The organism is Enterobacter sp. 725m/11 (assembly GCF_011683705.1).
Lineage (GTDB): Bacteria > Pseudomonadota > Gammaproteobacteria > Enterobacterales > Enterobacteriaceae > Enterobacter > Enterobacter bugandensis.
Window position 1 is genome coordinate 1 of record NZ_JAAQOK010000057.1, and the last position, 12,957, is coordinate 12,957.

The window sequence follows — 12,957 nt, forward strand, 5'->3', positions numbered from 1 at the left end:
TCCGTCGTCGGCAGCGTCAGATGTGTATAAGAGACAGCTACTAAGAAGTGCTGCGCTCGTTCTGTGCGCAGGGGTTAGCTGCGCGCAAGCAACAGAACCCGCAAAGCAGTGGGCGTTTAATATCGGTGCCATGTATGAAATTGAAAACGTCGAAGGTCAGAACGACGATAAAGATGGATTATATGAACCCTCCGTATGGTTTAATGCAACATGGGATGCCTGGACAATCTCTCTGGCAATGTATCAGGAAGGGCCGGTTGATTATAGCAGCATGACGCGTGGCACCTATTTCGATCGCCCGGAATTTGAATTGCGCTATCGCTTTATCGGCACCGATGATTTTACGTTCGGTCTGACCGGTGGCTTCCGCAATTATGGTTATCACTTTAAAGATGAACACGGTGCCAAAGACGGCAGCGCTAATATGCAGCGCTATAAAGTTCAGCCTGACTGGGATATTAAATTAACCGACGACTGGCGCTTTGGCGGCTGGTTTGCCATGTATCAGTTTGCCAACGATCTGGAAAAAACCGGTTATTCTGACAGCCGCGTCGAGACCGAAACCGGTTTTACCTGGACCATCAACGAAACGTTCTCTGCGAAAGTAAATTATTATTTAGAGCGCGGCTTCAATATGGACAGCTCACGTAATAACGGCGAGTTTTCTACCCAGGAAATTCGTGCCTACCTGCCGATTTCGTTAGGCCAGACGACGTTAACGCCTTATACCCGTCTGGGGCTCGATCGCTGGTCAAACTGGGACTGGCAGGACGATCCGACGCGTGAAGGACATGATTTCAACCGTCTGGGTATGCTGTACGCCTATGATTTTAACAACGGTTTATCCATGACGCTGGAATATGCCTATGAATGGGAAAACCATGACGAAGGTGAGAGCGATCGCTTCCACTACGCGGTTGTCGGCGTGAACTACGCGTTCTGATCATGATTTACCAGGGGCGATTGCCCCTGGTTATTAGCGCAAGGACGCCGCATCCGAAAAATGCGTATCAACCAAAATCTTATGCGGCGCAGGTTTACCCGCAATACGCTTAAACAACACGTTGCAGCTCTCTTCGCCGAGCTTTCTCGTCGGAATATCAAACCCGCCTGGCGCAGGGGTTAAAACGAGAGACAGCATCGGATCGCTGTAGCCTGCCATAACAACCTGCTCGGGAACCATCAGATTTAACTCATCCGCAGCACGATAAAGACCCAACAATTTCATACTGTCAGTAGCAAAAACGGCATTGGGCGGGTTGTCAGACGAGAGTAATTTGCAGGCTGCCTGGAGCGCGCTTTCATGGGTATATCCGCCATCAATGACCCAGTCCGGGTTAATGGCGATACCCTGCTTCTCAAGGCTGGATTTATAACCCGCAAGGCGATCGATAGAAACGTGATAATCGAGCGGGGCATGCAGACAGGCAATTTTAGTTCGCCCATGTTTAATAAACGAATCGACCAGAATAGCGCTGTCGTGAAAATTGTCCGTATCAACAGAATAAATATTCTGGAACTTACCTTCTACTTTTCCAATAACCACTACGGGCACACCGTATTCGTCCAGCGTGGTAAAAAAAGATTCGTTTGCGGGTGAACTCAGCATGATGATCCCTTTGATCATCTTCTGCTTTATTTTTCCCACGCACTTCTGCAGATCGTCCTCACTGCTTTTCGAGGTTTGTAAAATAACGTCAAACCCTTCCTCTTCCGCTTTTGCCGTAATGGCATGAAGAACATCGGAGAAAAAAGGGTTACCGGCAGTAGTTTTGGTCGAGCGGGTTGAAATAACCATAATGGCATCAAAGCCAGAAGAGGTCAGGGCGCGGGCCAGTTTGTTGGGCTGATAATTTAATTCGTCTATCGCCTTAAGCACTTTGTCTCGCGCTTCAGGGGAAATATTCGTTTGTTTATTCAGAACGCGGGAAACGGTTGATTTCGATACGCCCGCAACCCGTGCGATATCATAGATGGTGGGTGACATACACCTTACTCACTCCGGACTGACAGCAATGTCGTTCATCTTACTGGAGAGAAAACGGCAATAGCAATAAATAAGAATTGATAATCAACGATCTGCCCCCATTTATTGTATTCTGAAGCCATACATTCCTGGCTTCCGGGCAATGAAGGATGGCGATGAAGCGATTTAAGAACGAACTCAATTCACTGGTGAACCGCGGCGTTGATCGACATCTGCGTCTGGCCGTTACCGGCCTGAGCCGCAGCGGTAAGACGGCGTTCATCACCGCGATGGTAAACCAGTTGCTGAACCTGCACGCCGGTGCGCGGCTGCCGTTGCTCAGCGCCGTGCGCGAGGAGCGTCTGCTGGGCGTTAAGCGCGTCCCTCAGCGTGATTTTGGCATACCGCGTTTTACCTACGACGAAGGGCTGGCGCAGCTTTACGGCGATCCGCCCGCGTGGCCGACGCCAACGCGAGGCGTCAGTGAAATTCGCCTTGCGCTGCGCTTTCGTTCTAATGAATCGCTGATACGTCACTTTAAGGATACCTCAACCCTGTATCTGGAAATCGTCGATTATCCCGGCGAATGGCTGCTCGACCTGCCGATGCTGGCGCAGGACTACCTCAGCTGGTCCCGCCAGATGACGGGCTTGTTGCAAGGGCAACGCGCAGAGTGGTCAACGAAATGGCGACAGCTGTGCGAGGGCCTTGATCCGCTGGCGCCTGCGGACGAAAACCGTCTGGCGACCATTGCTGAAGCCTGGACGGACTATCTGCATCAGTGCAAACAGGAAGGGCTGCACTTCATCCAGCCGGGCCGTTTTGTCTTGCCGGGTGATTTAGCAGGCGCGCCCGCGCTGCAGTTCTTCCCGTGGCCGGATGTGGACGGCGCAGGCGAGTCGAAGCTGGCACAGGCTGACAAACACACGAATGCCGGCATGCTGCGCGAGCGTTACAATTACTACTGCGAAAAGGTGGTCAAAGGTTTTTATAAAAACCACTTTTTACGTTTCGACCGCCAGATTGTGCTGGTGGATTGCCTGCAGCCGCTCAACAGCGGGCCGCAGGCATTTAACGATATGCGCCTCGCGCTGACGCAGCTGATGCAGAGTTTCCACTACGGGCAGCGGACGCTGTTTCGTCGTCTGTTCTCACCGGTGATCGACAAGCTGCTGTTTGCGGCCACAAAAGCCGATCACGTTACGGTCGATCAGCACGCCAACATGGTTTCTCTGCTGCAGCAGCTGGTGCAGGACGCCTGGCAAAACGCCGCGTTTGAAGGCATCAGTATGGATTGTCTTGGGCTCGCATCGGTGCAGGCGACCCAAAGCGGCCTGATTGACCTTAACGGCGAGAAAATACCAGCATTACGCGGGAATCGACTCAGTGACGGCGAGCCGCTTACCGTCTATCCCGGCGAAGTGCCCGCGCGGCTGCCGGGCCAGGCCTTCTGGCAGAGCCAGGGCTTCCAGTTTGAAGCCTTCCGCCCTCAGACCATGAGCGTCGATCGGCCGTTACCGCACATCCGTCTGGATGCGGCGCTGGAGTTTTTGATTGGAGATAAACTGCGATGACGGAACCCTTAAAACCGCGCATAGACTTTACCGGAACGCTTGAGCCCGAGCGTCAGGACGCCTTTAAAACGGCGCAGACGTTCAGCGGCGCGCAGGCGGAGAACTTCGCCCCGGCGCTGCCGGACGATCCCACCGTCGAAGACGGTCCGGCGGAGGCGGTCGTGGAAGCCGCTCTGCGTCCTAAACGCAGCCTGTGGCGCAAGATGGTCACCGCCGGTCTGGCGCTGTTTGGCGTCAGCGTGGTCGGGCAGGGCGTGCAGTGGGCGATGAACGCCTGGCAAACCCAGGACTGGGTTGCGCTGGGCGGATGTGCCGCGGGCGCGCTCATCGTGGGGGCGGGCGTCGGGTCGGTTGCCACCGAGTGGCGCCGCCTCTGGCGTTTGCGACAGCGCGCGCACGAGCGCGATGAAGCGCGGGATCTCCTCCACAGCCACGGCACCGGCAAAGGCCGCGCCTTCTGTGAAAAACTGGCCAGCCAGGCCGGTATCGATCAGTCGCATCCTGCGCTCCAGCGCTGGTACGCCGCCATCCATGAAACCCAGAACGACCGGGAGGTGGTCACGCTCTATTCCCATATGGTTCAGCCGGTGCTGGATGCCCAGGCGCGGCGTGAGATTAGCCGCTCGGCGGCGGAATCCACGCTGATGATTGCCGTCAGCCCGCTGGCGCTGGTGGATATGGCCTTTATCGCCTGGCGTAACCTGCGCCTCATCAACCGTATCGCGAACCTTTACGGCATAGAGCTGGGTTACTACAGCCGGCTCAGGCTGTTCAAACTGGTCCTGCTCAATATCGCGTTTGCGGGCGCGAGCGAGCTGGTGCGCGAAGTGGGAATGGACTGGATGTCGCAGGATCTGGCGGCGCGTCTTTCAGCCCGTGCAGCCCAGGGCATTGGCGCGGGCTTGCTGACGGCGCGTTTGGGTATCAAAGCGATGGAGGTGTGCCGTCCGCTGCCGTGGATTGATGGCGATAAGCCGCGGCTGGGGGATTTCAGGCGTGAACTGATCGGTCAGCTGAAAGAAACGCTCAATAAAAAACCGTCTCATTGAGGCTTTGTTCACTAATCGTGCTGGCTGTCAATATTTGTTGACAGCCATCTTCCGGTTCACCGAGTTCTGACATATCATTTTAACGTTATTGGCTTAAAACGGTGAATTTCCCATGCGTCTTGAAGTCTTCTGTGAAGACCGCCTCGGTCTTACCCGCGAATTACTCGATCTTCTTGTTTTACGTAGCATTGATTTACGTGGCATCGAGATCGATCCTGTCGGGCGAATTTACCTCAATTTTGCCGAAATTGAATTTAACACGTTCAGCAGCCTGATGGCGGAAATACGCCGTATCGCTGGCGTTACGGATGTACGCACCATCCCCTGGATGCCCTCCGAACGTGAGCACCTCGCCCTGAGCGCGCTGCTTGAAGCGATGCCCGAACCGTTCCTCTCTTTGGATCTGAAAAGTAAAGTCGAGCGCGTTAACCATGCGAGCTGCCAGCTTTTCGCGCAGAGCCAGGAGAAGCTCAGCAGCCACCACGCCGCGCAGCTGATCCCTGGTTTTAACTTCCAGCGCTGGCTGGACAGCAACCCGCAGAATACGCACAGCGAGCATGTGGTGATTAACGGGCAGAATTTCCTGATGGAGATCACACCGGTCTATCTGAAAGGAGAAGGAAATAGTCGCGTATTGACCGGGGCGGTGATCATGCTGCGCTCGACGCTACGCATGGGGCGCCAGCTGCAAAATCTCTCCAGCCAGGACGTTGGCGCATTCAGCCAGATTATTGCCGTCAGCCCGAAAATGCGCCACGTGGTTGATCAGGCGCGCAAGCTTGCCAGTCTTACCGCGCCGCTGCTGATTACCGGCGATACCGGCACCGGGAAAGATCTGCTGGCGCACGCCGTGCATCTGGCAAGCCCGCGTGCGGCTAAACCGTATCTGGCGCTTAACTGTGCCTCTATTCCAGAAGATGCCGTCGAAAGCGAGCTGTTTGGACACGCGCCGGAAGGCAAGAAAGGGTTCTTCGAGCAGGCCAACGGCGGCTCCGTGCTGCTGGACGAGATCGGCGAAATGTCGCCGCGTATGCAGGCTAAACTGCTGCGTTTCCTGAACGACGGCACCTTCCGCCGCGTCGGTGAGGATCACGAAGTGCATGTGGACGTGCGCGTCATTTGCGCCACCCAGAAGAACCTGGTGGAACTGGTGCAAAAGGGGATTTTCCGCGAAGATCTCTATTACCGCCTCAACGTCCTGACGCTGAACATTCCACCGCTGCGCGATTGTCCGCAGGACATCATGCCGCTAACGGAGCTGTTTGTGGCCCGCTTTGCCGACGAGCAGGGCGTTCCACGTCCGAAACTGTCTGCAGATCTCGGCACGGTGTTAATGCGCTACGGCTGGCCGGGCAACATTCGTCAGCTTAAAAACGCCGTTTATCGCGCGCTGACCCAGCTGGAAGGCTATGAACTGCGCCCTCAGGACATTCTGTTGCCGGATTACGACGCCGGGACGGTATCGGTAGGCGAAGAAGCGATGGAAGGCTCGCTGGATGATATCACCAGCCGCTTCGAGCGCTCCGTGCTGACGCAGCTGTACCGCAGCTACCCAAGCACCCGCAAACTGGCAAAACGGCTTGGCGTCTCGCATACCGCGATTGCGAATAAGCTACGTGAGTATGGATTGAATCATAAGAAAGGTGACGAATAACAAAAAGCCTCTGTAAAGAGGCTTTTTTAATGCTTATTCCTTCGCCAGCGGCGTGGTCACGATCTCAGTTTTTGTCTCGCCCTGAATCGACGCAATCCTGCTTTCGACGTCCTTCACCTGCTGCGCGCTGTGTAGCAGGGTATAGGTCAGGTCAAATTGAGCGCTGGCGCCTGGTTGCAGCTGCTTAACCCGCTTCTGCTCGCGTTCAATGGTGACGGGGTAGGCGTAGCTGGTGCCTGGCTCAATCCCCGTGACATAGCCCTGTTTTGGCGTATCGGTATTTTTCCACAGGGTCAGCACGGGCAGCTGGCGGGTATCAAACTGAATTGACGCGCCTTTGTCACCGGCTTTATTCACCACCGCCGCGAGGGTTTCATGGTTGCTGTCCGCAAGCGGTTTGATGTTAAAGACCATCTCATCAAAGCCTTTTGTCGGCCCGGCGTAGGTTTGCCAGTCGTTAACGCCCGCTTTCGCGTAATCATTGAACGGGCTCACGCTTGCCGCCGGGGCAAGGAAGCGCGCGCCTTCTTCGAGGACAGGCGCCCCGAAGTTGCTATGGTAGATGATCTGATAGTCATGAGGGTAATCGGCATGGTTCGTCAGAACGTCATGCAGGCTGAACTGGTTGGTTCCTGGAACGTAACGCAGTTCGGTCATGGTTTGCAGATCCGCTTTTTTAAAGGTGCTTTCTTTGATGAGACCGCGAATACGAATTTCATGCGGGGCAGCATCCGCAATTTCTACTTCCACCTGGGATGCCGGTGTATTCCCCGCCTTGCCATGCAGGGTGTAAATCTGGCCGTCAGCGGTGACCGGGTGCCCCGTCCATTCGTAGCCACAGCGGACCATCATCTCGTTGAAACCTTCCAGCCAGCCAAGTCCGTTTCGGCTTTCCAGATTGATATACGCCGGATTAACGACCTCTTTAACGGGGGAGTTCCAGCCCAGCCTGGTGCCAAAGCCCTCCACATGCAGAAGGTTCATCCCGCGCGTCGGGCTTAAGGTGATGGTCAGGCCGTTTTTACTGCTAATAACGATCACTTTACTACCTTCCTGCTTGCCGCCGTGCAACACTTTTTGCTCAATGCTGAACGTTCGATCGTTAATTTTCAGCTCATCGCTGGAAATCTTCCAGTTTCCTTTTTCCACGCTGCTTTCAGCGCTTGTCAGCACCCAGGTTTTTGCTGCGGCATGGCCCGAAACCAGTACCGAAAGGAGCGTTAAAGCCAGTTTTATTTTCATATTTATCCCTTTTTGCTGAAACGATTATTTAACTTCGTAAGCAAATCTAATGTTTTGGCGATAAGGGAAATGTGATGCGCCTCACTGAGGGTAAATTCAGGGTTGTTTAACGATCAATATGCGGGTGTGATCGCTATTTTGCTGAATTATTGAAACTGAATTGCGTTAATTTTGTGACGCAAGCTCATTATTGCTTTAACGATTCAGCTAGGAATTAATAAAAAACCCCGCCATAGCGAGGTTTTGAAAAAGCGGTATAGAATGCTAAGTAATGATCATGCTTTCAGCTTTTCCAGCGCGGCGGTGTAATCCGGCTCGGTAGTGATTTCATTAACCAGTTCGCTGAAGACGACAGTGTCGTTTTCATCAAGAACCAGTACCGCGCGTGCTGCCAGGCCTTTCAGAGGGCCTTCAGCGATGCTGACGCCGTAGTTTTCGAGGAAATCCGGGCTGCGCAGGGTGGAGAGGGTGATAACGTTGCTCAGGCCTTCAGCACCGCAGAAGCGAGACTGGGCGAACGGCAGGTCAGCAGAAATGCACAGCACAACGGTGTTGTCCATTTCAGTTGCCAGCTGGTTGAACTTACGCACGGATGCGGCGCAAACACCGGTATCAATGCTCGGGAAAATGTTCAGCACTTTGCGTTTGCCCGCAAACTGAGCCAGTGTGACGTCAGACAGATCTTTAGCCACCAGAGTAAAAGCCTGCGCTTTGCTGCCAGCCTGCGGAATGGAACCTGCAACAGCAACCGGGTTGCCCTGGAAATGAACGAGTTGTGACATAGATATCTTCCTGTTTACATATAGTTAACGTCGGGGCTAGTGTATGCCATCCGCAGATAACACGGCAAACCAAATTTTTTCGCCTTTCCGGGCTGCAAGGAGTCAGTGATGAGAAGCGTTAAGGTCTATGAAGAAGCCTGGCCATTGCATACCCCGTTTGTGATCTCCCGCGGCAGCCGAAGCGAAGCCAGCGTGGTGGTCGTTGAAATCGAAGAGGACGGTTTTAAAGGCGTAGGGGAGTGTACGCCTTACCCGCGCTATGGTGAAAGCCTCGCGTCAGTGATGGCGCATATCATGACGCTGGTGCCAGACCTGCAAACCGGACTCACGCGCGAGGCATTACAGCAGCGTTTGCCCGCCGGGGCCGCACGTAACGCCATTGATAGTGCGCTCTGGAGTCTCGAGGCGGCGAAACAGCAGCAAACCCTGACAGCATTGCTGGGCGTGGCGCTGCCGGAATCGGTGGCTACCGCGCAAACGGTAGTGATTGGCGAGCCGGAACAGATGGCCGCCAGCGCCAAAGCGCTTTATGACACCGGGGCCCGGCTGCTGAAGGTGAAGCTCGACGATCGTCTGATTAGCGAGCGGATGGTCGCCATTCGCGCGGCGGTACCCTCAGCCACGCTGATTGTTGATGCCAATGAATCATGGCATCCAGAAGGGCTGGCCGCCCGCTGTCAGCTGCTGGCCGACCTGGGGGTGGCCATGCTGGAGCAGCCTCTGCCAGCAAAAGATGACGCGGCGCTGAAGAACTTTATCCATCCGTTGCCCGTTTGTGCGGATGAAAGCTGTCACACCCGCGCGAGCTTGAGCGAGCTGCAGGGTCGCTACGAGATGATTAATATTAAGCTCGACAAGACCGGCGGGCTGACAGAGGCGCTGGCCCTGGCGGCAGAAGCCCGGGCGCAAGGTTTTTCACTGATGCTGGGCTGTATGCTCTGTACGTCCCGGGCAATCGGCGCGGCGCTACCGCTGGTCAATCAGGTCCGTTTCGCCGATCTGGACGGCCCGACGTGGCTGGCGGTTGACGTCTCTCCCGCGCTCCATTTTACCAGCGGCGTGCTTCATCTCTGAGGCTGCCAGCGTAAAAGATCCACCATGGCTTTTAAGTATTTTTCGCTGGCCTCGTCGGAGGAGATCGGCGGGAATTCAGCGGTTATGCAGGGCAGGCTCAAATCGGCGCACCAGCTACCGAACGAGCCTGGCGTTTCATAGCCCACGCTGGTCACGAGCGGCAGGGCGAAAGCGTCTGCCAGCCACGCGCCAAGCTCGGAGTGACGCGGATCTTCAATACAGGCCAGCGGTTCGTGGAAGGAGACCACCCACGCGGGGTGGATCTTATGGATAAGCTGGCACAGCGCCTGGGTTTCCGGCTCTGAGCCCGGCTTATCTCCCGTTAGCAGAACCACATCACGATCCTCGGCGGAGCTGTTCCAGCGATACACCGTTTCCCCTGCGCGCCAGTTTGCTGCCGGAAAATTACGGTTTAAGTCAACGCCTCGCGCATTGGCGCGAAGACCCAGCTGGCAGCCGTCCGGGTTAACCGCCAGAATCACGTGATGACGCCGTAATGACGGCGTCAGCGTCCGCAGCGCACATGAAAGCGTCACGATGGAGGAGTTTTCATCCCCGTGCGTGCCGGCAAGAATCAAGCCGCTTTCGCGGTCTGCGTCGGGGGCGGGGAACCAGATCAGCGATGCGCCTAAAAAGGAGCGGCCATATTGCTCAGCGCCCGGCGGAAAGGCGCCGCGTTCCGCTCTCGGTCGGGTGGTTGCCATACGAAATCCTGATAAAGAAGTCACTACTGGCAGTGTTGTGCAAAACCCGCTGTTAATCAAATAGTTTCCGTAATGGCTAAGAATTGCCTTAAATCACTATTCAGGCGTAAGTTATTTGCATTTCTCTTTGTCGAAACAAATAATTACGCATCTGCTTAATACCTGAATTCATTAAAGGGGATCTTATGAAGCATCCTGTTTCGCGTCTTTTTGCCGCACTGTGCCTGTGCGGGCTCTCTTCACTTTCTTTCGCAGCTGACGTGCCGCAGGGCACTGCGCTGGCGCAAAAACAGGAGCTGGTCAGGCATATTAAAGACGAGCCGGCTTCGCTGGACCCGGCGAAAGCCGTGGGGTTGCCAGAGATTCAGGTGATTCGCGATCTCTTTGAAGGCCTGGTTAATCAGAATGAGAAAGGGGAGCTGACGCCGGGCGTGGCGACACGCTGGCAGAGCAACGATAACCGCGTCTGGATGTTTACCTTACGCGATGACGCGAAATGGTCCGACGGCTCCCCTGTCACCGCCCAGGATTTTGTCTACAGCTGGCAGCGTCTGGTTGACCCGAAAACCACCTCTCCGTTTGCCTGGTTTGCCGCGCTGGCGGGAATTAATAACGCGCAGGCCATTATTGACGGCAAAGCCGCGCCCGATACGCTGGGTGTGACGGCGGTGGACGCCAGAACGTTACGCGTTCAGCTGGACAAACCGCTGCCGTGGTTCAGCAACCTGACGGCGAACTTTGCTTTTTATCCAGTACAAAAAGCTAACGTCGAAAGCGGTAAAGAGTGGACGCGACCGGGCGCGCTGGTGGGGAACGGGGCTTACGTTCTGAAGGACCGCGTGGTGAATGAAAAACTGGTTGTGGTGCCCAATACGCACTACTGGGACAATGCCAAAACGGTACTGCAGAAGGTGACCTTCGTGCCGATTAATCAGGAATCGTCGGCGACCAAACGCTACCTGGCAGGGGATATTGATATTACCGAATCGTTCCCAAAAAACATGTATCAGAAGCTCATGAAGGACATTCCGGGGCAGGTTTATACGCCGCCTCAGTTGGGAACGTATTACTATGCCTTTAACACCCAAAAAGGCCCGACGGCGGATGCACGGGTTCGTCTGGCGCTGAGTATGAGCATCGACCGTCGTATCATGGCAGAAAAGGTGTTAGGGACGGGGGAGAAGCCCGCCTGGCACTTCACCCCAGACGTGACGGCAGGGTTCACTCCGGACGCCTCGCCGTTTGAGCAGATGTCGCAGCAGGAGCTCAACGCCCAGGCCAAAACCTTGCTGCAGGCTGCAGGATACGGTCCTCAGCGCCCGCTAAAGCTGAACCTGCTGTATAACACTTCGGAAAACCACCAGAAAATCGCGATTGCGGTGGCCTCCATGTGGAAGAAAAATCTCGGTGTGGATGTCAAACTGCAAAACCAGGAGTGGAAAACCTATATCGATAGCCGTAATACCGGCAACTTTGATGTGATCCGCGCCTCATGGGTGGGCGATTACAACGAGCCATCAACGTTCCTGTCATTGCTGACCTCCACTCACAGCGGCAATATCTCCCGCTTTAATGACCCTGCCTACGATAAGATCGTCCAGCAGGCGACGCTGGAAACCACCGCGAAGGCGCGCAATGCGGACTACAACATGGCGGAGAAAATCCTTATGGAGAAGGCGCCCATCGCGCCAATTTATCAGTACACTAACGGTCGCCTGATTAAGCCCTGGGTGAAGGGCTACCCCATCAATAACCCGGAAGACGTGGCATATAGCCGGACGATATATATTGAAAAGCACTAATCGGTACCGGTTGCCTGTTAACGCGAGGTAACCACGGCTAAATCCAGAGCTGGCGCGGCTGACAGCGCCAGTTTTCATTAGCGTCCTGAAAAGAGATTTCCTCAAATGACGGTTTTTAGCCATGACGCTATATCCTGGGTCGGCAGCTTATTCTGCACATTCCAGGTAACTTTCATCGGCCACCATACACCGTCTCCCCTGGCGAAGGCCGTGCGATAGCCTGTCATCGTATCATCCGGTTTCAAACGCAGCTCATCCAGTAACTCAGAGAGGGGTAATACGTCTTTAGTGAACGTTTGGCCGGTCACACGTTCAACAGTTTCTGCCAGTTTTCCGTATGAGGTTGTTTCACCTGCAATAAATATCACTTCATTTACGATCCGCGGCTGATGCAAATAAATTTCGGTGGTGAGTCGGCCAATATCCGCAGGTGATGTCACGGTGACCTGTGTGTCCCATCCTCCGAGCGCATTAATGGTTTTTTCGGATAAATTCACCACATCAAATGCCGGTTCGAAGAGAAAACTGGTAAACATGCCGGTTGAAACAATCACCCATTCCGTCGCGTTCTGTTCCCGCAGTAGCGTCCTGACATCATACTGCTCGTCCCAGACGGGCTGACCGCTCCCTTTGCCTACCACATCGTAATTCACGCCAAACTGCCAGGGAAAATAGCGTTTAACGCCAGCCTCCAGTACCGCGCGAGTAATCTTTATCTGTGTTCCCGCGCCAGCGACAAACCCCATGCAGTTGATAACAGTATCAAAATCCGCGAAGTGGTTTATTAACGCGTCAGTCGTGCTGGCAGCGACATCGACAGAGATAAATTTGGCCCCTGCATCAGCCAGTTTTTGATGCGTTTCGGACTGAAGCTTACCCCGGCTGTCCCTGGAGCCGGGCGATACGATAACGGAGACAGCGCCGTCGCGCTGCGTGACTGCCGGAACCAGATACTCCAGCACGGCAGCGCCCAATTGTCCTGCACCAAGCACTAATACTTTTTCGCCTGTCGTGATATCACGTTCTTTCATACTGAGCCTCTCTTTGTTTAATCGTTTGATTACTTCAACTTGAGCAAGGTTATGTCAGATGGCTGCATTCGATAAGACG

At 54.8% G+C, this 12,957-nt stretch carries 11 protein-coding genes; 6 read left to right on the plus strand and 5 right to left on the minus strand.

Going from position 1 to position 12,957, the window contains the following annotated elements:
* The first annotated feature begins 22 nt into the window (after positions 1-22).
* Entirely contained in the window at positions 23-943 is a 921-nt protein-coding gene (locus tag HBA26_RS19520) for an OmpG family monomeric porin (protein ID WP_166720997.1), read from the plus strand.
* Positions 944-976: 33 nt separating this feature from the next.
* Here the strand turns inward: HBA26_RS19520 and HBA26_RS19525 are convergent, their stop codons facing one another.
* The gene (locus HBA26_RS19525) at positions 977-1,987 is read right to left on the minus strand and encodes a LacI family DNA-binding transcriptional regulator (protein ID WP_041909694.1); all 1,011 of its coding nucleotides are present in this window, start codon (positions 1,985-1,987) and stop codon (positions 977-979) included.
* A gap of 155 nt (positions 1,988-2,142) precedes the next feature.
* Between HBA26_RS19525 and HBA26_RS19530 the strand changes: the two genes are divergently transcribed.
* The 3 genes from HBA26_RS19530 to tyrR all read left to right on the plus strand — a co-directional run bounded on the left by HBA26_RS19530 (position 2,143) and on the right by tyrR (position 6,243).
* Positions 2,143-3,540, plus strand: coding sequence for a YcjX family protein (locus HBA26_RS19530; protein WP_045260646.1), 1,398 nt, complete (start codon positions 2,143-2,145; stop codon positions 3,538-3,540).
* A complete protein-coding gene (locus tag HBA26_RS19535) occupies positions 3,537-4,589 on the plus strand; it encodes a YcjF family protein (protein WP_126345846.1) in 1,053 nt (350 codons plus the stop codon). Before HBA26_RS19530 ends, HBA26_RS19535 begins: the two co-directional genes overlap by 4 nt.
* Before the next feature lie 112 nt (positions 4,590-4,701).
* On the plus strand, positions 4,702-6,243 hold the full coding sequence (gene tyrR, locus HBA26_RS19540) for a transcriptional regulator TyrR (protein WP_028013361.1): 1,542 nt from the start codon (positions 4,702-4,704) through the stop codon (positions 6,241-6,243).
* 33 nt (positions 6,244-6,276) lie between these two features.
* Here the strand turns inward: tyrR and HBA26_RS19545 are convergent, their stop codons facing one another.
* Both HBA26_RS19545 and tpx read right to left on the minus strand, forming a co-directional pair.
* Positions 6,277-7,485 (minus strand): aldose 1-epimerase family protein, encoded by a 1,209-nt coding sequence (locus HBA26_RS19545; protein ID WP_048959060.1) that lies wholly within the window; start codon positions 7,483-7,485, stop codon positions 6,277-6,279.
* Between the two features lie 275 nt (positions 7,486-7,760).
* On the minus strand, positions 7,761-8,267 hold the full coding sequence (gene tpx, locus HBA26_RS19550; protein ID WP_041909703.1) for a thiol peroxidase: 507 nt from the start codon (positions 8,265-8,267) through the stop codon (positions 7,761-7,763).
* A gap of 108 nt (positions 8,268-8,375) precedes the next feature.
* On the opposite strand from tpx, the gene ycjG reads away from it, so the two are divergent.
* Complete coding sequence (ycjG, locus tag HBA26_RS19555; protein WP_126345847.1) at positions 8,376-9,341, plus strand: L-Ala-D/L-Glu epimerase; 966 nt, start codon at positions 8,376-8,378, stop codon at positions 9,339-9,341.
* Here ycjG and mpaA read toward each other — a convergent pair.
* The gene (mpaA, locus tag HBA26_RS19560) at positions 9,332-10,045 is read right to left on the minus strand and encodes a murein tripeptide amidase MpaA (protein WP_166720995.1); all 714 of its coding nucleotides are present in this window, start codon (positions 10,043-10,045) and stop codon (positions 9,332-9,334) included. The two genes, ycjG and mpaA, sit on opposite strands and share 10 nt — an antisense overlap.
* A 185-nt stretch (positions 10,046-10,230) precedes the next feature.
* Here mpaA and HBA26_RS19565 point away from each other — a divergent pair, with 185 nt between their 5' ends.
* Positions 10,231-11,847 carry a peptide ABC transporter substrate-binding protein gene (locus HBA26_RS19565; RefSeq protein WP_047368679.1) on the plus strand — a complete coding sequence of 539 codons (1,617 nt, stop codon included), beginning with the start codon at positions 10,231-10,233 and terminating at the stop codon, positions 11,845-11,847.
* Positions 11,848-11,948: 101 nt separating this feature from the next.
* Here the strand turns inward: HBA26_RS19565 and HBA26_RS19570 are convergent, their stop codons facing one another.
* Positions 11,949-12,878, minus strand: a complete 930-nt coding sequence (locus HBA26_RS19570) for an aromatic alcohol reductase (RefSeq protein WP_126345849.1) — start codon at positions 12,876-12,878, stop codon at positions 11,949-11,951.
* Between the last annotated feature and the right edge of the window lie 79 nt (positions 12,879-12,957).

Coding starts and splice junctions, on each gene's coding strand:
- HBA26_RS19570 (WP_126345849.1), bottom strand. CDS start 12,878: ATGAAAGAACGTGATATCACGACAGGCGAAAAAGTATTAGTGCTTGGT.
- HBA26_RS19545 (WP_048959060.1), bottom strand. CDS start 7,485: ATGAAAATAAAACTGGCTTTAACGCTCCTTTCGGTACTGGTTTCGGGC.
- ycjG (WP_126345847.1), top strand. CDS start 8,376: ATGAGAAGCGTTAAGGTCTATGAAGAAGCCTGGCCATTGCATACCCCG.
- mpaA (WP_166720995.1), bottom strand. CDS start 10,045: ATGGCAACCACCCGACCGAGAGCGGAACGCGGCGCCTTTCCGCCGGGC.
- HBA26_RS19565 (WP_047368679.1), top strand. CDS start 10,231: ATGAAGCATCCTGTTTCGCGTCTTTTTGCCGCACTGTGCCTGTGCGGG.
- HBA26_RS19535 (WP_126345846.1), top strand. CDS start 3,537: ATGACGGAACCCTTAAAACCGCGCATAGACTTTACCGGAACGCTTGAG.
- tpx (WP_041909703.1), bottom strand. CDS start 8,267: ATGTCACAACTCGTTCATTTCCAGGGCAACCCGGTTGCTGTTGCAGGT.
- HBA26_RS19525 (WP_041909694.1), bottom strand. CDS start 1,987: ATGTCACCCACCATCTATGATATCGCACGGGTTGCGGGCGTATCGAAA.
- tyrR (WP_028013361.1), top strand. CDS start 4,702: ATGCGTCTTGAAGTCTTCTGTGAAGACCGCCTCGGTCTTACCCGCGAA.
- HBA26_RS19530 (WP_045260646.1), top strand. CDS start 2,143: ATGAAGCGATTTAAGAACGAACTCAATTCACTGGTGAACCGCGGCGTT.